Source organism: uncultured Porphyromonas sp. (assembly GCF_938046015.1).
Classification (GTDB): Bacteria; Bacteroidota; Bacteroidia; order Bacteroidales; family Porphyromonadaceae; genus Porphyromonas.
The window spans coordinates 1-21,833 of the sequence record NZ_CALIXW010000028.1 but is presented as its reverse complement, the minus strand read 5'-3'; the positions used below and the strand labels follow the sequence as shown (position 1 = coordinate 21,833).

The window sequence follows — 21,833 nt, the reverse complement described above, 5'->3', positions numbered from 1 at the left end:
TCGACCACGGTGATAGCCTCGAGCTCTGCAAGAGCTGTATCGAGATGGGCTTCTCCTCTGTGATGATCGACGGCTCGCACCTGCCCTACGACGAGAACGTAGCGCTGACCAAGTCTGTCGTAGACTACGCACACCAGTACGATGTCACGGTAGAAGGTGAGCTCGGTGTCCTGGCTGGTATCGAAGACGATGTCGTAGCTGAGCACCACACCTACACCGAGCCCGAGGAAGTGATCGACTTCGTCAGCAAGACGGGGGTAGACTCGCTCGCTATCTCGATCGGTACCTCGCACGGGGCTAACAAGTTCACGCCCGAGCAGTGCAAGCGCGATGCTAACGGCATCCTCGTACCTCCCCCCCTCCGCTTCGACATCCTCGCTGAGATCGAGAAGCAGATCCCTGGCTTCCCCATCGTGCTCCACGGCTCCAGCTCCGTGCCCCAGGACGAAGTCGCTACGATCAACCAGTACGGCGGTGCGCTGAAGGATGCTGTCGGTATCCCCGAGGAGCAGCTCCGTCAGGCTGCTAAGAGCGCTGTCTGCAAGATCAACATCGACTCCGACGGCCGTCTGGCTATGACCGCTGCTATCCGCAAGGTCTTCGCTACGAACCCCGCTGAGTTCGACCCCCGCAAGTATCTCGGCCCAGCTCGTGACTCGCTCAAGAAGCTGTACATGCACAAGGTGCTCAACGTCCTCGGTTCGAACGACCGTATCTAATCAATCACACGCTGACCGATCCTCTAGGCTTGCCGCCTAAGGTTCGCTGCGTGCGCCTAGAGGCTACCTGCCGTTCTTCCTCCCGATACGGAGGAGCGAGGGCAGGTAGCCTCTTGTCTTTTTACGCTAGTGTATGAATAGCATTTATTCGTCCAGCACCCTGCCGCATGGAGCCTATGCCTTCGACCAGGTACAGGCGGGGGACTTCCGAGAGGCCTTCCGCCATGCCATCGCGGCTAAGCGTGCGGAGGTCGACGCCTTGATCGCCCAGAGGGAGGAGCCGACCTTCGCCAATACGATCCTTGCTCTGGAGCGTAGTGGCGCCGAACTCGAATGGGTCTCGGGGATCTTCTATAACCTCCTACATGCCGAGGCGAGCGACGAGCTGATGGAGATCAGCCAGGAGCTGACGCCCGAGCTCTCCGAATTGTCCTCCTATATCCTCCTCTCCGAGACACTCTTTGCCCGAGTGCGTCAGCTCTGGGAGCAGCGCGAGTCGCTGGACCTAGATGAGGAGGATGCACGCCTGCTGCAGCGCAGCTGGGAGTACTTCAGTGAGAGCGGTGCCGCCCTAGAGCCGGAGAAAAAGGAGCGCCTCCGTCAGGTCAAGCAGGAGCTGAGCGAGCTGAGCCTACGCTTTGGGCAGAACAACCTCAAGGACCAGCAGCGCTACAGTCTACACCTCACCGATCCCGAGCAGGTGGCTGGTCTGCCAGCCGTTAGCCTCGAGGCTGCAGCCGAGCTGGCGCGAGCTCGTGGGCTCGAGGGCTGGGTCTTTACGCTCGCGGCACCGAGCTTCTTCCCCTTCATGGCGCACTGCCCCGATCGCCAGCTCCGAGAGCAGATGTATCTGTCGAAGATGAGCCTGGGGGCCAAGGGCGATGAGTATGACAACCGAGGCATCGTTCGCCGTCTGGCTAATCTCCGCCTCGAGTACGCCCAGCTCCTAGGCGCGCAGTCCTACGCTGATAAGGTTCTCTCCAAGCGCATGGCAGGCTCTCCCGAAGCAGTCTATAGGCTGCTGGACGAGCTGCTCGTGGCCTATAAGCCCGTAGCCGAACGAGAGCTGGAGGAGGTTGCTGCCTTTGCTCAGAAGCAGGGGCAGACGCTCCCGCTACAGCCCTGGGACTGGGCCTATTGGGCGGAGCGCTATAAGCAAGCCTACTATGAGCTGAACGAGGAGGAGCTACGTCCTTACTTCGAGCTCTCCCATGTCTCGGAGGCGGTCTTCGGCCTTGCCCAAAGGCTCTATGGGATCAGCTTTCATGAGCGCAAGGACCTCCCCGTCTATCATCCCGACGTACATACCTACGAGGTGCATGACCGCGATGGCTCGTACCTCGGGCTGCTGTACACCGACTTCTTCCCGCGGGAGGACAAGCAGAGTGGGGCCTGGATGAACAACCTGCAGGAACAGTATCATGAAGCTACGGGCGAGGACCATCGTCCGCACATCGTCTTGGTGATGAACTTCACGCCCCCTACGGCAGAACGCCCCGCGCTGCTGACGCCCGGGGAGGTGCGCACCTTCCTCCACGAGTTCGGCCATGCGCTGCACGGGATGTTCGCGGCCTGTCGCTACCGCTTGCTGAGCGGGACGAACGTCGTCCGTGACTTCGTCGAGCTGCCTAGCCAGCTGATGGAGAACTGGCTCGACGAGCGTAGCTGGCTTGAGAGCTTCGCCTATCACTACCAGAGCGGAGAGGCGCTGCCCGAGGCGCTCTTAGAGCGTATGGAGCGTGCACGTCACTTCCTCGTGGGCTATGCTGCCTGCCGCCAGCTGAGCTTCGGCTACCTTGACCTCGCTTGGCATGGGATTAGGGAGGCCTTGCCCGAGACGCTGGACGTGAAGGCCTTTGAGGAAGAGGCCTGGGCTAAGGCTGTCCTACTGCCAGCCGCGCCTGCTCCGTGCCTGATGAGCACCTCCTTCGGGCACATCTTCTCGGGGGGCTACAGCGCGGGCTACTACGGCTACAAATGGGCTGAGGTGCTTGACGCCGATGCCTTCGCCGCCTTCCAGGAGGAAGGGATCTTCTCTCAGGAGACGGCCGAGCGCTTCCGTCGCGAGGTTCTCTCCCAGGGCGACAAGCGCGATGCTGCCGTGCTTTATCAGGCCTTCAGAGGCAAGGAGGCGAGCATCGCAGCGCTCCTGCGCCGAGATGGGCTAGAGGCCTAGCCGCTCTCGGACGATACGTACATTCACCATCACCCTATAATAATGAACCAATGAAGCAACTACTTCGCAAGGCTCTTGTCCTCGGTGTCGCTGCGCTCTCGCTGGGCGTACAGGCACGTGCCGACAAGGGGATGTGGCTCCTCAACGAGCTCACGAAGGAGAACATTGCGCAGATGAAGGAGCTTGGCTTCCGTCTGCCCATCGACTCCCTATATTCGCTGGATAAGCCCAGCGTCGCTAACTCTGTCGTCATCTTCGGACGCGGCTGTACGGGGGTCACCGTCTCGGATAAGGGGCTGGTCTTCACCAATCACCACTGTGGCTTCGACGCTATCCAGTCGGTGAGTGCCGTCGACCACGACTACCTGCGTGACGGCTTCGTCTCGCAGCAGTTTTCCGAGGAGCTCCCCATCGAGGGCCTCACCATCAGCTACCTGAGCTCGATCAAGGACGTGACCAAGGAGATCCTCGCTCAGCTCAAGAAGCCTAAGGACGAGCTCGACCGCCTAGCTCAGATCCGCAAGATCTGCGACGCACTGGAGATCGCTGAGGGGCGTCGCCTCAAGTCGGATCACAAGCGCATCGAGGTGCGCCCTTACTACGCCAACAATAAGTACTACCTGCTGACCTACGACGTCTTCACCGACATCCGCCTTGTCTTCGCTCCTCCGGGGTCGGTAGGTAAGTTCGGCGGTGATACGGACAACTGGATGTGGCCTCGCCAGACGGGGGACTTCTCCGTCTTCCGCGTCTACGCTGGCAAGGACAATGCGCCCGCTGACTACAGCAAGGACAACGTCCCCTACAAGCCTAAGTACCACGCTACGGTCTCTACCGAAGGCTACCAGAAGGGTGACTATGCGATGACCATCGGCTTCCCCGGCTCGACGAGTCGCTATATCCCCTCCTTCGCCATTCAGAACCGTATGGCGGACCAGAACGCTCCCCGTATCGAGGTGCGTGGCGCCAAGCAGGAGCTCTGGTGGGCTGCGATGCAGGCCGATCAGGCTACCCGCATCAAGTATGCCTCCAAGTACGCCCGCAGCTCCAACTACTGGAAGAACTCCATCGGGATGAACAAGGCCCTGGTCAAGCTCGATGTCCTCGGCGCTAAGCGTGCCGAGGAGCAGGCCTTCAACCAGTGGGTCGCCCAGGGCGGCAAGGCTACCAAGGTCTATCAGGGGCTGCTCTCGGAGATGGAGCAAGCCTACAAGGGGCAGGCTGCATTGATGCGTGACTATACCTACCTCACCGAGGCCTATAGCGGTATGGAGGTTGCAGCCCTTGCCTACGGGCTCAAGGATATCCGCTACAAGGATATGGCCGAGCATGGTGCTAAGATCAAGGCCGGCATCGAGGATGTGTACAAGAACTACGTCCCCAGCCTTGACGAGCGTGTCCTGCCCGCGATGCTCGACATCCTGCGTCAGCGCGTCAGCTCTGAGCGTGTAGCTGCGCTCTTCGCCCAGATCGACCGCGACTACAAGGGCGATACTAAGGCCTATGCCAAGGCTCTCTTCGCCAAGAGCATCGTCCCCTACAAGGACAAGGTGCTCGCTGCGATCGAGCGTGAGGACTTCTCCCACGTCCTCGCAGAGGATCCTGCCTACAAGCTCGCTCTGAGCCTGCGTGAGATCATCCTCCCACTCGGCAAGGAGCTGAACCGCTACGATGAGGCCATCAGCCGTGGCAATCGCCTCTACTTCGCAGGCCGTCAGCAGATGAATCCCTCGAAGCCCATGCCTAGCGATGCCAACTCGACGATGCGCCTCAGCTATGGCTCCATCAAGCCCTATTCGCCTGCAGACGCTACGGAGTACGACTACTTCACCACGCCTCGTGGTATTCTGGAGAAGAATGCCGATACGGCTAATCCCGACTATGTGGTCGCTAGCTCCTTCCTCGATCTGCTGAAGAAGAAGGACTGGGGACGCTGGGCGGATAAGAGCGGCGAGCTGCATGTCAACTTCATCTCCAACAACGATATCACCGGTGGTAACTCGGGTAGCCCTGTCTTCGACAAGAACGGTCGTGTCTTCGGGCTTGCCTTCGACGGCAACTGGGATGCGATGAGCGGTGATATCGAGTTCGAGCCTCAGCTGCAGCGCACGATCATCGTAGACATTCGCTACGTCCTCTTCACGATCGACAAGTGGGGTAAGTGCCCCCGCCTCATCGAGGAGCTTAGCCTGCGCTAGGCTGTCCCCGAGGGCTGACGGATTGATAGTCCGCCTTCCTCATCCTTTAGGCGCCCCGCTGGAGCATATAGCCCCAGCGGGGCGCTTCGTTTATGGGGGAGGGCTCCCGAGAGATATCAGTGAGCACGCTGAGGGACGTCCATGAGAGGCGTGAGAGATAGCAGTCAGGCGGCTGAGGGATATCTCTCAGTGAGCTCTCCTAAGGGTGCCTGCTTGCTTTACCTAGCTCAAGCCACTCTATAAGTGGCTTGAGCTAAGCGAAGCAGCCTAGTCAGCGACCGTCTCCTTGGGCGAGGCTAAGTCTTCCTCCAGCAGCGTACAGTCCAACTGATCTATGCACCCGAGGAGCGCTCAGAGCCTCACTAAACGAAGTGGGGCGACTACACCGCTGTAGTCGCCCCGCTTTATTGCTTGGGAGGATGTGTGTTTTAGACCGCCGCTGCCAGTGCATCCCGCACGATGCGGCTCACCTGTAGCGCCATGGTCAGCGTCAGGGGGATGGTCATCGCTAGCGCGAGACTTAGGTAGCCCAGTCCTGAGCGGTAGATCGCCTGAGGCTGGCGCTTGCCCGTGGAGAGGAGCTGCCTACGCAGCCAGAGGTAGATGCGGTAGACGAGCTGCGCCACCAGGAGCCCTACAGCGATACCTACGAGACAATCCGAGAGGAAGTGTGCCCCGAGGTACATGCGGCTGTAGATGACCCAGCCAACGAGCACAGCCAGGACGAGGGTGAAGCGGCGGTCGCGGAAGGTGAGGCAAAGGAGCGTAGCCACCGAAGTATAGTTGGCCGAGTGTCCCGAGAAGAATCCGTACTTGCCTCCATGGTAGCCGTAGACGTAGTGTAGCCCCTCCTGCAGCCAAGGGCTGTGTGTGGGGCGGAGACGGGTGAAGAAGGGCTTCGCGATACCCGAGCTCATCAGATCGCCCAGCGCGATGCAGAGTCCGACACAGAGCAGGAGAAGTAGGGCCTCGCTCGTGGGCTTGCGCCAGAAGAGGAAGAAGAGTAGGGCGAAGCCTGGGTAGATCCACGCGGCGAAGTTGGAGATCAGCCACATGGCTGCGTCCCAGAAGGGGCTATGCGTGCCATTGATGGCCTGGAGCAGCTCGATCTCGCCAGGAAGGAAGGGTACGGTCATCTTGCTTGGGTAAAGGTGAATGCGGGCGCTCGGGGCTAGGTTTAGGCCGCGGCTAGGGCTAGGCTAACTAGCCCACGATGGTGCGGTCTCCGAGCAGGGCGGAGAGGCGGCGTTTGGATTCGTTGAGCAGGCTGAGCTCCTGGACGAGCTCGGTGAGGGTCTCTAGATCGCCCGCGCGCTGGGCCTGCTTGATCTGCTGGTTGATCTCTACCATGTACTTGATCAGCATAGCCATCTTGTAGCTATTGCATACGCGCATCGTGAGCGATCCATAGTAGAGCGTCTCCTCAGCCTGCTGCAGGAGCTGACTCTCGGCATCCGCCTCCGAGCTCTGGCCCATCATACGCGTGAAGGCTAGGGAGCTGGTGAAGCTGGGACGATATTCGAGCGCTTCGCTACCACTGAGGAGCTCGGTGGAGAGGCTACGTAGCTCGGGGTTGGGGTGGTTGGTGAAGTAGCTCAGCGGGTCTTGTCCCTCTGGGGGCAATGCCTGGAGCTCCTCCATGAAGAAGGCGAAGAGGGGCGTGTAGAGGCTACTCAGCCCATCGATCTCGAGCTCTCGCTGGACGAAGGGGCCGAGGACGAACTCCGTGGGCGCGCTAGGGTAGGGCTGCCCTTCCTCATCGGGGCTAGCCAGTCCCGTACCGATGAGGATCGTCTGCCGGCTGTGCAGGAGGAGTAGCTGCATGAGCTCTCGCTCTGCGGGGGCAATAGAGTTCGCGGGTGCTGGAGTGGGGGGCTCGGGTGCAGGGGTACTATCCGCAGCCGCATGGACTGGCACGCCTTGACTAGGCTGAGGCACTGGGCTCGCAGTCGCTGCGGGCTGTTGTGGCTGCGCTAGCGGGGTAGGGCGTGCTGGAGCGGTGGCGTAGGGATGCGCCGTGATACCCTGGCGGCGGAGCTTGTTGACCTCAGCGATCAGCAGCTGCTCGTCCATACGCAGCAGGCTCGCTGAGGACTGCAGTAGGACGGCGCGCTGTATGCTGTCGGGGATGAGCGCGATGCTGCGCATGATGTCCGAGATCAGTTCGGCACGGCGCATAGGGTCGCGCTGCATCTCCTCCTGATAGAGCTGGATCTTGAAGTGAATGAAGTCAGTCTCCTCGGCGTCAAGGAAGGCCTTCAGTTCGCTCGGGCTATGGTTGCGAGCGAAGGAGTCTGGGTCCTCACCCTCGGGGAGCAGGACGACCTTGATGCGACAGCCCTCCTCCAGCAGGAGATCGATCCCGCGGAGCGCTGCTCGTATGCCTGCAGCATCGCCGTCGTAGAGGACGGTGATATTCGGCGTGAAGCGCCGTAGCAGGCGGATCTGATCGAGGGTAAGTGCCGTGCCCGAGCTCGATACGACGTGCTCTATCCCGGCCTGGTGCATGGAGAGGACGTCGGTGTAGCCCTCGACGAGATAGCACTTATTGGCCTTGGAGATGGCGCCCTTAGCCCAGTAGAGGCCGTAGAGCTCGCGGCTCTTGGAGTAGATGATGCTCTCGGGGGAGTTGACGTACTTCGCCGTCTTGGCCTGGCTACTCATGACGCGTCCCCCGAAGGCTACGTAGCGTCCGCTGAGGTTGCGCACGGGGAAGATGATGCGGCCACGGAAGCGATCCAGTACAAGCCCCGGCCTGTCCTCGTACTGCGAGCACAGCCCTACGTCGATGAGGCGCTTGAGGCTGTAGCCTGCCTTCTGCGCCTGTGTGCTGAGGGCGGACTTGTCCTCAGGGGAGTAGCCCAGACCAAACTTCTCGATGGTCTCGGGGCGTATCCCACGCTCGCGGAAGTAGCTGAGGCCTATGCTGCGGCCTTCCTCTGTCTCCGTCAGCTGCTGCTGGAAGAACTTCGCAGCGAAGTCATTGACGATGAAGAGGCTCTCGCGCTCGTTGTTGCGCTGCTTCTCCTCCTCGGTCTCCTCACGCTCTACGACCTCGATGTTGTACTTCTTCGCTAGGTACTTCAGAGCCTCGGTATAGGACAGCTGCTCGTGCTTCATGATGAAGTTGAGCGGTGTGCCCCCCTCACCGCAGGAGAAGCACTTGCAGATATTCTTGGAGGGAGTGACGTAGAAGGAAGGGTGCCGATCGCTGTGGAAGGGGCACAGACCCACGTAGCTGATCCCCTGACGTCGTAGGCTGACGAAGTCGCTGACGACATCGAGGATCTGCGCTGTGTCGATGATGCGCTGTCGGGTCTGCTGGTCGATCATGCCCTTAGTCCTGCGTGTGGCCGCGCTCGAGGATCAGCGCGCTGAGCTCCTCGAGGTCCTCGGGCGTGTCGATACCAACGGTCCCGAGCTCGGTGTACTGCACCTGTATGCGATAGCCAGCGTCGAGCCAGCGAAGCTGCTCTAGGCTCTCGGCGAGCTCCAGCGGGGAGTCGGGGAGCTGCTGCAGCTGGGGAAGGATCTTCGTGCGGAAGGCATAGAGGCCTATGTGTTTGAGGTAGCGATGCTGGTGAGCCCAACCCTCCTTCGTCCCTCGTAGGTAAGGGATGACCGAGCGACTGAAATAGAGCGCCTGGCCACGCTGACCTCGTACGACCTTGACGGCGTTGGGGTTCGCCAGCTCCTCATCGCTGCACTCCTCACCGAAGGGCTGCGCTAGGGTAGCGATGTCTACCTCGGGGTCCTCGAAGGCCGCCAGCAGCAGCTCGATATGCTCGGCGGCGATGAAGGGCTCATCTCCCTGTAGGTTCACAAGTATATCGGCCTCCTGCCCCAGTCGCTCATAGGCCTGGATGCAGCGCTCTGTGCCCGAGCGTAGGTCGCTCGAGGTCATGATGGCCTCGTAGCCCGCCTGCCGTACGCAGCTGGCTATGCGCTCGTCGTCGGTCGCGACGTAGAGGCTGGGGCTGATACGACTGGCCCGCTCGAGGACATGGAGGATCATCTCCTTGTCTCCGATCTTGGCTAGCGGCTTGCCAGGAAAGCGGGTGGAGGCATAGCGTGCTGGGATGATCGTGAGGATACGCATAGGGCTATAGGTAAATGGAGGGGGGATAGGCGACATGCTCTAGATAGAGGGCATGTGCTGGAGCCGAGGCGGCTGCTCGGCCTCTGTCCTTGGACTCGATGATAGCAGCGAAGTCCTCGGGGCTTAGGCGACCCTTACCCACCTGCAGGAGCGTGCCGACGATGGCGCGCACCATATTGCGCAGGAAGCGGTCTGCCGTTATGGTGAAGATCCACTCGCCGTCGTGAGCCCCTGCCTGCCAATAGGCCTCGGTGACGCGGCAGTTATTGGTCTTGACGTCCGTGTGCAGCTTACTGAAGCTCGTGAAGTCGCTGTAGTTCATCAGCTGGGCTGCTGCGGCGTTCATGCGCTCAAAGTCCAGGTCGAAGTGTATGTGCAGCATCTGCTCCTCGGCGAAGGGGTTCTTCTTCGTCGTCAGATAATAGCGATAGGTGCGGGCCGTAGCGCTGAAGCGGGCATGCGCCTCTTCGCTGACGGGGACGATGCTGCGTAGGGCGATGTCGTGGGGCAGGTAGCGGTCGGCGCGGAAGCGTAGCTCCTCGGCCTCCTCTAGGCTTAGGTCGAGATCGATGTGTGCTACCATGGCACGAGCATGTACCCCAGCGTCGGTACGTCCTGCCCCCACGATGGAGATAGGCTCGGGACTGCGAGAGACCAAGGTCAAGGCACGCTCGATGGTCTCCTGCACCGTCGGGGCGTCAGGCTGGGTCTGCCAGCCACTATATGCCGTGCCTTTATAGAGGAGTGTGATGAAGTAGCGCATCAGGACTTGCGGCGTCTCGTCGTAGAGCTGGAGCGCGCACGGCTCGAGCTCTTGCGGGTAGGCTTGCTACCGCTGCTTTGGATCAGCTCGAGGCAAGCCGCGTAGCTGAGGGAGGGAATGTCGCTGTCCTTGGGGAGCTTGTAGTTCGAGCCCTTGTACTTGATGTAGGGGCCAAAGCGTCCCGTGCGGATCTCGAGTTCGGGATCCTCATCGAAGCTACGGAGTAGGCTCTGTTGCTCAGCCTGGCGCTTGGTCTGGATCAGCTCGATGGCTTGGTCGGCGGTGCAGCTCAGCGGGTCTAGTCCCTCGGGGAGGCTGTAGAACTTCCCTGCGTGGCGCACATAGGGACCGAAGCGTCCCGTGGCGACGAGGAGGTCCTCACCCTCGTACTGACCGATGACCTTGGGCAACTTGAAGAGCTCCAGCGCATCCTCCAGGGTGATGGTTTCGAGGGACTGCCCCGACTGGAGGGAGGCGAAGCGAGGCTTAGCCTCGTCCTCCTGCGTCCCGAGCTGTGCCATGGGGCCATAGCGGCCTATGCTCACCGATACGCGTAGCCCCGTGGCGGGATCTACCCCTAGGACGCGCTGCCCCACACGGTGCTCGCTGCGCTCACTGATGGCACGGTCCACCTCGGGATGGAAGCCCGTGTAGAAGTCTCCGATGACGCCGTCCCACTGCGTGCCTCCCTCGGCGATGGTGTCGAAGTCCTCCTCGACACGCGCCGTGAAGTTGTAGTCCACGATGTTGGGGAACTGCTCTACGAGGAAGTCATTGACGACAATGCCGACGTCTGTCGGTAGGAGCTTGCCCTTGTCGGCGCCGTAGATCTCGGTCTTGGTCGAGCGTTTGATCTGGCCGTCCTGTAGCTGGAGGATGGTATAGCTACGCTCCTCACCAGGGAGGTCACCGCGCTCGACGTAGCCTCTATTCTGGATCGTCTGTATCGTCGGGGCGTAGGTCGAGGGGCGGCCTATGCCTAGCTCCTCCATCTTGCTGACCATAGAGGCTTCGGTGTAGCGGGCGGGGCGCTGGGTGAAGCGCTCCTCGGCCTGCAGGCTCTGGAGGCTGAGTGCCTCGCCTTCGGCTACCTGGGGTAGGAGACGATTGGCCTTGCCCTGCTCCTCATCCCCAGCGCTCATATAGACGTCTAGGAAGCCTCGGAAGGTGATCACCTCGCCCTGAGCGACGAAGGCGTGCTCTGTCCCCTCGACGGGGATGCTCACGGTCGTGCGCTCCAGCTGGGCGTCGGCCATCTGCGAGGCGAGGGTACGCTTGCGGATGAGGTCATAGAGGCGCTGCTCCTGCGCGCTGCCCTCGATCTGAGCGCGGTCGATGTAGGTAGGGCGGATGGCTTCGTGTGCCTCCTGAGCTCCCTTGCTACGGGTGTGGTACTGGCGTGGCTGATGGTATTCGGCACCTGGGTGCTGGGCGATCTGTCGGCCGATGGCAGCCAGCGCCTGCTGCGAGAGGTTCACCGAGTCGGTACGCATATAGGTGATGTACCCCGATTCGTAGAGCGACTGTGCCAGGCGCATGGTCTGGGAGACGGAGTAGCCGAGCTTGTGCGCGGCCTCCTGCTGCAGCGTGGAGGTGGTGAAGGGTGCGGCAGGGGAGCGACGACCTGCACGGCGGGTGATGCTCTGTATCTGGAAGGGCGCACCGATGCAGCGCTCTAGCAGCGCCTGGGCTTCGGCTTCACTAGCGAAGCGTTCATTGAGCTCGGTGCGTAGGGTCTTCCCCGAGGGGAGGAGGAAGTCGGCCTGCACGCGGTAGCTACTCTGGGCGACGAAGCTGCGGATCTCGCGCTCTCGATCTACGATGAGGCGCACGGCTACGGACTGCACGCGCCCTGCCGAGAGGGAGGGACGGATGCGCTTCCAGAGTACAGGCGAGAGCTCGAAGCCCACGATGCGATCCAGTACGCGGCGCGCCTGCTGGGCGTCTACTAGGTGCATGTCGATGTCGCGGGGATGCTCTAGGGCGTGAAGGAAAGCCTCGGCGGTGATCTCGTGGAAGACGATGCGCTTAGTCTTCTCTGGCTGTAGCTCCAGCGCCTCCTTGAGGTGCCAGGCGATGGCCTCTCCCTCACGGTCTTCATCGGATGCGAGGTAGACGATGTCGGCCTTCTTGGCCTGCTCCTTCAGCTCGCGCACTAGGCTCTTCTTGTCCTCCGTGATGACGTACTCGGGACGGAAGTTGTCCGCTACGTCTATGCTGAAGGAATGGCTCTTGAGGTCACGCACGTGACCCGCGCTGGCCATGACCTTATAGTTATTGAGCTTATGCTTCTTGAGAAAGCCTTGGATGAGTTCGGCCTTCTTGGGGGATTCTACTATGACTAGGTTCATCGTCTGATTTGGCTGCACCTACGTATATAATGCTGGGGGAGGCTCGTCGCACCTCCGGCTGCAAAGGTAACAAAAAGCCTTAACTGCAGGGGAGCGCAGCTCGAGGCTCGCTCGGGGCCTAGGTAAATCGCTCGGGAGCGCATCCTCGTAGTAGGAGCCACCCTCGCTGTCGCCTGCTTGGCTAGGCTGTGGCGGAGGGCTAGGGAAGCAGGGGAGTGCAGGGTGCGAGTAGTGGTGCGAGGAAAGGAGTGCCGCGCTAGCGAAGTGCTGAGCCGCTCCGTGGACGGGGTGTCTACGGGGCGGCTCAGTCGCTAGGGGTGCTCGCTGGGGACGCTCAGCCCGCGAGGATAGGGCAGATGGAGTCTACGATACCGTCGGCGAGCCCTTTGGTCGGGACGATGATCTCGCTGGCGCCCGTGAGCTCGGAGACGGTGAGGAAGATGTCCGCTGCGGGGACGATGACCTCGGCGCGGTCGGGCTTGAGGCGGAAGAGCTGCATACGCTCCTCGGGCGTGTACTGGCGTAGCTGGTCGGCCACCTCACGCAGGCTCTCGACGGGGAGGATATTGATATTGGCGCGCTCGGAGGGAGCACCCAGGCGTAGGAGCTTATTGATATTTCCCCCAGTACCCACCAACTGCAGCTCCCCGAAGCGTGCACGTAGCTCGTGTATATGCTCGGCGAAGGCCTCGCGCACCTCGTCGCGCACCCGCCCACTGAGCTGACGTATCGTACCGATGTCGAAGGAGCGTGAGTCGATGAGCTGATCGCCCTGGACGAGGTTGAGCTCCGTACTCCCCCCACCGACGTCTACATATAAATAGGTGTCACCATCGCGCCCAGCGAGCGAGCGCATGAGGTCGGCCGAGATGAGGCGGGCCTCCTCCTTGCCGTCGATGATCTCGATCTTGATGCCCGTCTTCTCGTAGATACGCTCGACGAGCTCCTGCCCGTTCTCGGCATCACGCATGGCAGAGGTGGCACAGGCACGCCAGGCCGTCACCTCGTAGATCTCCATCAGGGAGCTATAGGCCTTTATGAGGGAGACGAGCTGCTTAGCCTTCTTCTTGGAGATGCGCCCCTCGGTGAAGGCGTCCTCTCCGAGACGGAGGGGGACACGCACGAGCTGCACCTTGGATAGGGGCTCGCTGCTCCCGGGTTCATTGAGGCATTTGATGAGCAGGCGCACGGCATTGGAGCCGATGTCTATACCTGCGTAGTGGGACTTACTCATGTTCCTTGGCTTGTCGATCACTGTAATACTGGTAGAGCACCTGCTGTGAGTTGTACGGCTCGGTGCCTGGCGGGAGCTCCTCGCGGCGGGCATGGACGACGCCCTCGCGGGTGTAGTAGCCCTGGGAGGTATCGGCGAGCCCTGCCTCTACGATGAGGTCGAGCTCTCGCTGGATATCGGGGTCGTAGACGGGCGTCATGACCTCTACGCGCTTATCGAGATTGCGCGGCATCCAGTCCGTGGAGCCAACGAAGTAGCGGGGAGCCCCGTCGTTGCCGAAGATATAGATGCGCGTATGCTCGAGATAGCGGGAGATGATGGCATTGATGTAGAGTCCCTCGCTGTAGCCTGGGACCTCGGGGACGAGGGAGCAGTTGCCACGCAGGCAGAGCTCCACCTGGACCCCCGCCTGGCAGGCCTCATAGAGCTTCTGCACCATACGCTCGTCGACGATATGGTTCAGCTTGAGTCGGATCAAGCCCCTACGCCCGCTGCGCGCTAGGCGGATCTCGCGGTTGATGAGCTGGTAGAGCTTGCCGCGCAGCTCGTTCGGCGCTACCAGCAGCTCCTTGAACTTGGTGGTGAGGAAGGGGCGCTCGATGAAGTCAAAGACGCGTACCACATCGGCGCAGATCCCCTCGTGGGCGGTCATCAGCATGAGGTCGGTATAGAGCTCAGCTGTACCCTCATGGAGGTTGCCCGAGGCGATGCAGGAGATATTGCCCTGCTTGGTGGCGATGTAGATGAGCTTGGAGTGGATCTTCAGCTTCTCGTGCCCGAAGACGACGTTGATGCCCGAGTCCTGCATCTTCTTGCTCCAGCCGATATTGGACTCCTCGTCGAAGCGGGCGAGCAGCTCGATGACCGCAGTGACGCGCTTGCCATTGAGTGCAGCGGCGGTGAGGGCACGGATGACCTTGGAGTTGTGCGCTACGCGGTAGAGCGAGATGCGTATCTCGGTGACAAGGGGATTGATCGCCGCCTCCTGCAGCAGCCTCAGGATGTAGTCGAAGCTCTGATAGGGGAGGTGGATGCAGAGGTCACGCTGCAGGATACGCTTGATGAGGCTCTCTCGGTAGCAGCGTGCCGAGGGGCGCAGCGGGGGTTGAGGGGCAAAGCGCAGCTCGCTACGGCCGAAGTCGGGGAGCGTCATCAGGTCGCGCATGTTGTGGTAGCGCCCGCCTCCGACGCGTGTGTCTCTGAAGTTGAGCTCCGCCATATCGCTCAGTCGCTTCAGGACGTCTGGGGGCATAGCGGCGTCGAAGACTACGCGTACCGTCTCGCCACGCTTGCGGCGCTTGACCCCGCGCGAGACCTTCTCGATGACACTGGTGCGTAGGTCTTGCTCAATCTCGAACTCGGCGTCCTTGGTGAACTTGAAGGCATAAGCCTCGTAGCGGGCATAGTTCGTCCCTACGAAGATATAGGGGAGGCAGTAGCGCAGCACGTCGTCGAGGAACATGAGGTAGCTCTCGCCGCCCTGATCCTTGAGGCGGAAGAAGCGCCCCAGCGCCTTCGTCGGCACCTCCAGGAGAGCGATCTCGTGCTTCTCCTCGGGCTCCGTGGCCTCGTGCCATAGGACGACCGCCAGGTAGAGCGTCTCGCGGAGGTGGCGCTCAGGGCTGAAGGTCGGGCTATTGATGAAGATCGGGCTGGTCGTACCATTGATCTTGCGGATGAAGAAGTCTAGGACCTCCTCGGCCTGCGCAGGCGATAGCTCCTGCTCGTTGACGAAGTGGATGTGCTCCTGCGCTAGGCGACGCATGAGCGCCTCCAGCGTCTCCTCGAAGATCTCGGAATACTCTTGGTTCAGCCTCAGGATGCTGCGCAGCGTCTCCTTGGCCTTGCGACGCTCGGCCTCGGTCGCCTCCGTCGTAGCGTCGACCATACGTCTGAGCGAGGCCACGCGGACGCGGAAGAACTCGTCTAGATTATTGGAGTAGATCCCGAGATAGTTGAAGCACTCGAGCAGCGGGAGGTCTTCGCGCATGGCCTCCATGAGGATGCGGCGATTGAAGTACATCCAGCTCGTGTCGCGCTCTATGTAGGGGAAGTGCTGTCCCCGTCGTCTGGGATGGGCCATAGCGGGTAGTCTTGGGGGGCTAGAGGGCACTACCGTCAAAGCCGAAGGGCAGCAGCTGGCGGCTGTCCTCCAGCAGGAAGGCCTCTTGCTCCCCGCAGAGGAGCACGGGGAAGGGGCGGTAGCGGGTAGCGGTCTCGAGGATGACCTGGCGACAGGCACCACAGGGAGAGATGAAGGGGACACGCCCTGCCTCGTTCGTCGCCACGATGGCCAGACACGCTACTGCCGCCTCGGGCCACTGGGAGGCTGCCCAGAAGAGGGCTGTGCGCTCGGCGCAGATCCCCGAGGGGTAGGCAGCGTTCTCTTGGTTGGAGCCCGTCACGATCTCGCCATTATCGAGCAGGACGGCTGCCCCTACATGGAAGTGGCTGTAGGGGGCGTAGGCTCCCTCGGCGGCCTTGAGTGCGGCGGCCTCCAGGCGTAGTTGCTCCTCGGATAGCTCGCTGCGCTGGAGCACCTGGTAGTTGATCTTGATGCTTCTCTCCATATATATAATAATGTATCGCGGTTAGGGTAAGGAGCGACTGGCGGCTTAGCTTCATTGAGTAGAGCGAGCCGCCTAGCGCTAAGCCAAAGTACGAAAAAAGGCCGTGGCGGACAAATTCCGACTTGCTCCGCCGCCTTGCCCGAGAGGCTGAGTAAGCGTGCGGCGCGGTGCTCTCGAGGGGGTTGCTGCCTGCCTATAGCCTCTCCTCGCTTAGCCTCCCAAGCCTCTAGCTTCATCCTGCTGGCTTCTGTCCAGGCTTGGCCGCCTAATCTGAACTTCCTCCCTCGCTCGTCTGCCTAACGCCGCTTGGCCCCGTGACTGATATCCCTCAGCACATTGATGGATATCCCTCGACGAACTGACTGCTATCCATCACAGCGCTGACTGATATCCCTCACGGAGCTGAGGCCTATTCTTGCTGCTCGGCATACCTCCTTCCTTTTCCCTTCATCTTGCCTCCGAAGTTCTAGCCTCGCTTAGGGAGCGCTGGCTGCTCCCCGAGCTTGGACTGGGCTGAGCTTTGTCTTGGGCTGCCGCTCGTGCTTGTTCCTTGCTTCCCTCCCACAGATTGAGGAGCAAGCCCTCGAGCAAGGAGCATGACAGGCTGTCATTGCTTTGCTGACTCCGAATTTAATCAGCCAACGAGCACTTAGCGTATCCCGAATAGCGCTTGCCTGTAAATCGGAGGAGCGAATTGGAGAGTAGGGGAGTGTACTTGCATTGGGTGGGGCGGGTGTAGTTCGGCAGATTGAACTGCTGCCACGACTTAGCTGTCGATCGAGTGGTGTAAGTATCTTGCATTCATTCTGTTCTAAGTCGTAGTATCACGAAACGCTTTAGTGCGTCTGTTCTTTGGTATATCTGAATAGAGGTCTACGTCTCGTGCTGCAGGGTTTAGTGTGTTGTTTCCCAGCTTTTTGACCCTAGTTTGTTAAGTTTTACTTGTGTCAATTAGGGCATCGAAAAGAGGGTGAAGGCACTTGTTTGGCTTAGCTCGCGCTTCGCGGTGAGCGATTTCTTAATTCGGAATTAGCTAATCGTAAACTCTTAATTGTGTATCTTTGTATCGTAGTTTGGAACCGCTAAAACAGAGACGTAATGGCAGATTTTCTCGACCTCGGAGCTATCTCTCAACGCTTGCGAGAACTCTACGAGCGAAGTGGGATGATGGCAAAGGAATTTGCTGCGAAGGTGGGCATAGCTCAATCGACCCTCTCGGGTATCCTCAATGCCAAGCAGGAGATCAATGTCCCCATCATCAATAAGGTCATCGCGACCCATAGCCCCGAGGAGCTCGATCCCTACTGGCTACTCTTCGGAGGGGGCGCGGCGCTTCCCCTCGAGGGGGCGAGTCAGCTTCCTCGTGCGGATGCCGCAGCAGATAGCCCAGCCTTAGCTCCACTCCTCGATCGGCTGGAGGCGCAGTGCCTAGAGATCGAGCGGCTGAAGGCCGAGCTGGCAGCGCTCAGCCATACGAGGAGCATAGACCACATCGCCATCTACTACAGTGATAATAGCTTCGAGCGCTTCCGCAGCGAGCTGCCTACGGAGTAGCGCTGGGGGCTCTATATAATAAGGAGTATCTTTGTAGGGCTAACCCTTACGCATAGATCAATGAAAAAGTATTCCCTCCGCTTTAGGCTCGTGGAGACGCAGGTACTGGGTGCGGGCAATCATTTGCTGCGCCTGGTGCTGCCCCGTGAGGCTGGAGACTTCCCCGAGATGCGCCCAGGTCAGTTCGTTCAGGTCGCTGTACCTGGCGGGCTCGTCCTGCTCCGACGCCCCATATCGGTCTGTAATGTGCTCCGAGAGCAGCGCGAGCTGTGGCTGCTCATCGCTCGGGTAGGCACGGGTACCTCTGTCCTCACGCAGCTCCCCGACGGAGCGGAGCTTAGCCTCCTGCTCCCGCTGGGCAATACCTTCCCCACGGAGGGGGTGGAGCGCCCCCTGCTCATCGGTGGAGGTGTCGGCATAGCGCCTATGCTCTATCTGGCGCGTGCCTTTGCCGCGCGCGGCCTGCGGCCGAGTATCCTCCTCGGAGGGCGTACGGCGGGGCATATCGTGCTGCGCGAGCACTTCGAGGCGCTGGGGGATGTCTACTATACGACGGATGACGGCTCGGACGGCATCAAGGGGCGGGTGACAGATCATCCCATCCTCTCGGAGGGGGCCTTCGATCGCGTCTATACCTGCGGGCCCAAGGTGATGATGCTCGCCGTGGCTCGCGTTGCCGAGGCACGTGAGATCCCTTGCTTTGTCTCCTTGGAGAACACTATGGCCTGCGGCATCGGTGCCTGCCTCTGCTGCGTGGAGGACCTCGTCGACACGGGGAATACCTGCGTATGCACCGAGGGGCCTGTCTTCGATTCCCGTCTACTCAAGAAATAAGCGATGATGAATACACTGGATACGCGCGTACATATCGGGAGAGGGCTCTACATCAAGAATCCCGTCATGACGGCCTCGGGCACCTACGGCTATGGCCTAGAGTACGAGGACTTCGTAGAGCTGCAGCGCCTCGGCGGGATCATGGTCAAGGGGACGACGCTCCACCCGCGCCAGGGCAATCCCTATCCGCGTATGGCCGAGACCCCAGCGGGGATGCTCAATGCCGTAGGACTACAGAATAAGGGTGTCGACTACTTCTGCGAGCACATCTACCCCAGCATCAAGGACTACGATACGGCTATGATCGTCAACGTGAGTGGCTCGCAGGTAGAGGACTATATCGCTACGGCAGAGCGCATCAACGCCCTAGAGCGTATCCCTGCCATCGAGCTCAATATCTCTTGTCCCAATGTCAAGGAGGGCGGTATGGCCTTTGGCGTGACCTGTGCTGGGGCTGCCTCCGTGGTGCGCGCTGTACGCGCCGTCTACGACAAGACGCTTATCGTCAAGCTCTCGCCCAATGTCACGGACATCACAGAGATCGCCCGTGCCGTAGAGGCAGAGGGGGCGGATGCCGTCTCTATGATCAATACGCTCCTCGGCATGGCCATCGATGCCGAGCGTCGCCGTCCCGTCCTCTCGACGGTCACAGGGGGGCTCTCGGGGCCCGCAGTCAAGCCCATAGCGCTGCGCATGGTCTGGCAGACGGCGCAGGCGATCAAGCTGCCCATCATCGGTATGGGAGGGATCGCCACCGCCAATGACGCTATCGAATTCCTCCTCGCTGGGGCCTCAGCGATCGAGGTCGGTACCTATAACTTCGTTGACCCCACGGCGACAGTCAAGATCGTAGACGGCATCGAGGACTATATGCGTCGTCATGGCTTCTCCTCGGTGAATGATCTAGTCGGAGCTCTCCAGCTACCTTCCAAGGGCTAGTTCCTAGGCTTGGGACGAAGGCTCGATAAATGACCGCCGTGCCGCCCAGCAATCCATCAGCTCATTCCGCAGAGCCTATTGAATGATTAGTTGTGTTATGTTTAATTCGTGCATAGCGGTGATTGCTGCACGCATAGCATAGACAGCTCAGCCCTCCCCCTTGGCAGTCCCTCCCTTTAGGGAGCAGACGCATCGCAGCTAGCATTAAGTACAGCTAGCCTCTCCGAAGCGCTCCGATTATTATTACTTATCTTTGCAGCTCAATCAACAGAAAGGTAACAACAGTGACTCAAGCCCCATCCCTAGATACCCTCAAGCTACCTTCACCGAGCTACGTCCTCGAAGAAGATAAGCTGAGAGCCAACCTAAGCCTCATCCGTAGTGTCGCCGATCGTGCAGGCGTGGAGATTATCTTAGCCTTCAAGGCCTATGCCTTGTGGAAGACCTTCCCCATCATACGTGAGTACATCGCCCACAGCACGGCCAGCTCTATCTGGGAGGCGCAGCTAGCCTATGAAGAGATGGGCGCTAAGGCGCATACCTTCAGTCCTGCCTATACCGAGGAGGAGTTCCCCACGATCCTACGCTACAGCTCGCACGTCAGCTTCAACTCCCTATCGCAGATCGAGCGTATGCGCCCCTTGATGCCACGCGACGGTAGCGTGTCCTTCGGGCTGCGCATCAATCCCGAGTACTCAGCGGTCGAGACCGACCTATATAATCCCTGCGCCCCAGGCTCACGCTTCGGCGTCCCTGCGAGCGAACTAGCAGAGCTCCCCGAGGGCATCGAGGGCCTGCACTTCCACTCCCTGTGCGAGGGCTCGGCCGAAGATCTCGAGGTGACGCTTGGCCTTATCGAGCGCAACTTTGCCCATATCCTGCTCCACATCAAGTGGCTGAATATGGGCGGCGGACACCTGATGACGCGTAAGGACTACGACGTGGAGCGCCTCGTGCGTGTGCTGCAGGAGTTCAAGGCACGTCATCCCCAGCTCCAGCTCATCCTCGAGCCTGGGAGCGCCTTCGCCTGGCAGACGGGCTTCCTGACCTCCCGTGTCGTCGACATCGTGGAGCATCACGGGATACGTACGGCCATCGTCGACGTCTCCTTCACCTGCCACATGCCTGACTGTCTCGAGATGCCCTACCAGCCTGCGATCCGCGGAGCTAAGACGAGCGGGGAGTATCGCCCCGAGGCCCACTCCTATCGTATCGGGGGGAATAGCTGTCTGAGTGGTGACTTCATCGGCTACTGGGAGTTCGACCACCCCCTAGAGATCGGCGAGCAGATCATCTTTGAGGATATGCTGCACTACACGACGGTCAAGACCACAATGTTCAACGGGATCTCCCACCCCAGCATCAGCCTGCTGCGGAGCTCGGGCGAAGTGGAGCTGCTGCGCACCTTTGACTACGCAGACTACAAGGGGCGCATGGACTAGAGCCAAACCTATTCAGCCAAACAGATATAACTATGATTTTCGATAAGCGCACGGAGTACAAGCCCTTCGAGTACCCCGAGGTTCAGGTCTTCATTGACAATATGAACCGTACCTTCTGGGTACACTCGGAGGTGGACTTCAGCGACGACATCCAGGACTTCAAGACGCTGCTCAGCGACACGGAGCGTGAGGTCATCAAGCGAAGCCTCCTGGCCATCGCCCAGGTCGAGGTGACGGTCAAGACCTTCTGGGGGAAGCTCTACGACTTCCTCCCCAAGCCTGAGTTCAACGACCTCGGGGCTACCTTCAGCGAATCCGAATGCCGCCACTCCTCGGCCTATGCCCGCCTCCTAGAGGTCGTCGGGCTGGAGGAGGAGTTCAAGCGCATCCTTGAGGTGCCTGTCTTCAAGCGCAAGCTGGAGCTCACGGAGGAGCACCTGACGAGTCAGCAGGACTTCATCCATAAGCTCTTCTTCTTCACCATCGTCATCGAGAACTCCTCGCTCTTCTCGCAGTTCGCCAATATGGTGGCCTTTTCCCACTTCCGTGGCATGCTGAAGAACACCGCGAACATGGTCTCCTGGAGCAGCATCGATGAGCAGTGTCACGCCGATGCGGGGGTATACATTATCAATAAGATCTTTGAGGAGCGTCCAGACCTTCGCCTCGACTACAACGAGGTAGAGCGTATGGTGCGTAGCTATCTGAGCTACGAGGAGGAGCTGCTCGACTGGATCTACGAGCCTGGGGAGCTGGAGTTCTTCAGTAAGCAGGACATGCTGAACTTCATGAAGTACCGTGTCGACAAGGCCCTGACGCAGATGGCTTATGGGCAGGTCTACAACATCAGCACCGAGCAGTACATGCCCATGGAGTGGTTCGATGAGTACGTCTTCGCCAACGACCTAGACGACTTCTTCGCCAAGCGTCCGACCGCCTACACCAAGCACGACA

General features: G+C 60.3%; 16 protein-coding genes. 8 read left to right on the top strand and 8 right to left on the bottom strand.

Annotation, left to right across the window (positions count from 1 at the left end):
- From Q0248_RS03190 to Q0248_RS03180, 3 genes are all read left to right on the top strand, one after another.
- A partial coding sequence (locus Q0248_RS03190; protein WP_299319660.1) for a class II fructose-bisphosphate aldolase occupies positions 1 to 719 on the top strand: 719 nt, incomplete at its 5' end.
- A 133-nt stretch (positions 720 to 852) separates the two neighbouring features.
- The gene (locus Q0248_RS03185; protein ID WP_299319657.1) at positions 853 to 2,895 is read left to right on the top strand and encodes a M3 family metallopeptidase; all 2,043 of its coding nucleotides are present in this window, start codon (positions 853 to 855) and stop codon (positions 2,893 to 2,895) included.
- A gap of 50 nt (positions 2,896 to 2,945) precedes the next feature.
- Positions 2,946 to 5,093: a S46 family peptidase gene (locus Q0248_RS03180; RefSeq protein ID WP_299319654.1), complete on the top strand. Its 2,148-nt coding sequence runs from the start codon at positions 2,946 to 2,948 to the stop codon at positions 5,091 to 5,093.
- A gap of 428 nt (positions 5,094 to 5,521) precedes the next feature.
- Here Q0248_RS03180 and Q0248_RS03175 read toward each other — a convergent pair whose 3' ends face one another.
- From Q0248_RS03175 to cdd, 8 genes are all read right to left on the bottom strand, one after another.
- Positions 5,522 to 6,229 (bottom strand): phosphatase PAP2 family protein, encoded by a 708-nt coding sequence (locus tag Q0248_RS03175; protein WP_299319652.1) that lies wholly within the window; start codon positions 6,227 to 6,229, stop codon positions 5,522 to 5,524.
- 67 nt (positions 6,230 to 6,296) lie between these two features.
- On the bottom strand, positions 6,297 to 8,426 hold the full coding sequence (gene dnaG / locus Q0248_RS03170) for a DNA primase (RefSeq protein ID WP_299319650.1): 2,130 nt from the start codon (positions 8,424 to 8,426) through the stop codon (positions 6,297 to 6,299).
- Between the two features lie 4 nt (positions 8,427 to 8,430).
- On the bottom strand, positions 8,431 to 9,192 hold the full coding sequence (gene kdsB / locus Q0248_RS03165; protein ID WP_299319647.1) for a 3-deoxy-manno-octulosonate cytidylyltransferase: 762 nt from the start codon (positions 9,190 to 9,192) through the stop codon (positions 8,431 to 8,433).
- Positions 9,193 to 9,196: 4 nt separating this feature from the next.
- Positions 9,197 to 9,958: a tRNA pseudouridine(38-40) synthase TruA gene (truA, locus tag Q0248_RS03160; protein WP_299319662.1), complete on the bottom strand. Its 762-nt coding sequence runs from the start codon at positions 9,956 to 9,958 to the stop codon at positions 9,197 to 9,199.
- Positions 9,955 to 12,306, bottom strand: coding sequence for a type I DNA topoisomerase (topA, locus tag Q0248_RS03155; protein ID WP_299319644.1), 2,352 nt, complete (start codon positions 12,304 to 12,306; stop codon positions 9,955 to 9,957). Before topA ends, truA begins: the two co-directional genes overlap by 4 nt.
- A 334-nt stretch (positions 12,307 to 12,640) precedes the next feature.
- Positions 12,641 to 13,540 carry a Ppx/GppA family phosphatase gene (locus Q0248_RS03150; RefSeq protein WP_299319641.1) on the bottom strand — a complete coding sequence of 300 codons (900 nt, stop codon included), beginning with the start codon at positions 13,538 to 13,540 and terminating at the stop codon, positions 12,641 to 12,643.
- On the bottom strand, positions 13,533 to 15,623 hold the full coding sequence (locus tag Q0248_RS03145; RefSeq protein ID WP_299319640.1) for an RNA degradosome polyphosphate kinase: 2,091 nt from the start codon (positions 15,621 to 15,623) through the stop codon (positions 13,533 to 13,535). Before Q0248_RS03145 ends, Q0248_RS03150 begins: the two co-directional genes overlap by 8 nt.
- 19 nt (positions 15,624 to 15,642) lie before the next feature.
- Positions 15,643 to 16,110: a cytidine deaminase gene (gene cdd, locus Q0248_RS03140; RefSeq protein WP_299319638.1), complete on the bottom strand. Its 468-nt coding sequence runs from the start codon at positions 16,108 to 16,110 to the stop codon at positions 15,643 to 15,645.
- A gap of 1,098 nt (positions 16,111 to 17,208) precedes the next feature.
- Here cdd and Q0248_RS03135 point away from each other — a divergent pair.
- From Q0248_RS03135 to Q0248_RS03115, 5 genes are all read left to right on the top strand, one after another.
- Positions 17,209 to 17,664 (top strand): helix-turn-helix transcriptional regulator, encoded by a 456-nt coding sequence (locus Q0248_RS03135; RefSeq protein WP_299319636.1) that lies wholly within the window; start codon positions 17,209 to 17,211, stop codon positions 17,662 to 17,664.
- Between the two features lie 60 nt (positions 17,665 to 17,724).
- Positions 17,725 to 18,498 (top strand): dihydroorotate dehydrogenase electron transfer subunit, encoded by a 774-nt coding sequence (locus Q0248_RS03130; protein ID WP_299319633.1) that lies wholly within the window; start codon positions 17,725 to 17,727, stop codon positions 18,496 to 18,498.
- A 3-nt stretch (positions 18,499 to 18,501) separates the two neighbouring features.
- Complete coding sequence (locus tag Q0248_RS03125; RefSeq protein WP_299319630.1) at positions 18,502 to 19,437, top strand: dihydroorotate dehydrogenase; 936 nt, start codon at positions 18,502 to 18,504, stop codon at positions 19,435 to 19,437.
- A gap of 284 nt (positions 19,438 to 19,721) precedes the next feature.
- Entirely contained in the window at positions 19,722 to 20,879 is a 1,158-nt protein-coding gene (nspC, locus tag Q0248_RS03120; RefSeq protein WP_299319627.1) for a carboxynorspermidine decarboxylase, read from the top strand.
- Between the two features lie 32 nt (positions 20,880 to 20,911).
- The coding region (locus Q0248_RS03115; RefSeq protein ID WP_299319625.1) for a ribonucleotide-diphosphate reductase subunit beta at positions 20,912 to 21,833 on the top strand (922 nt) is incomplete at its 3' end.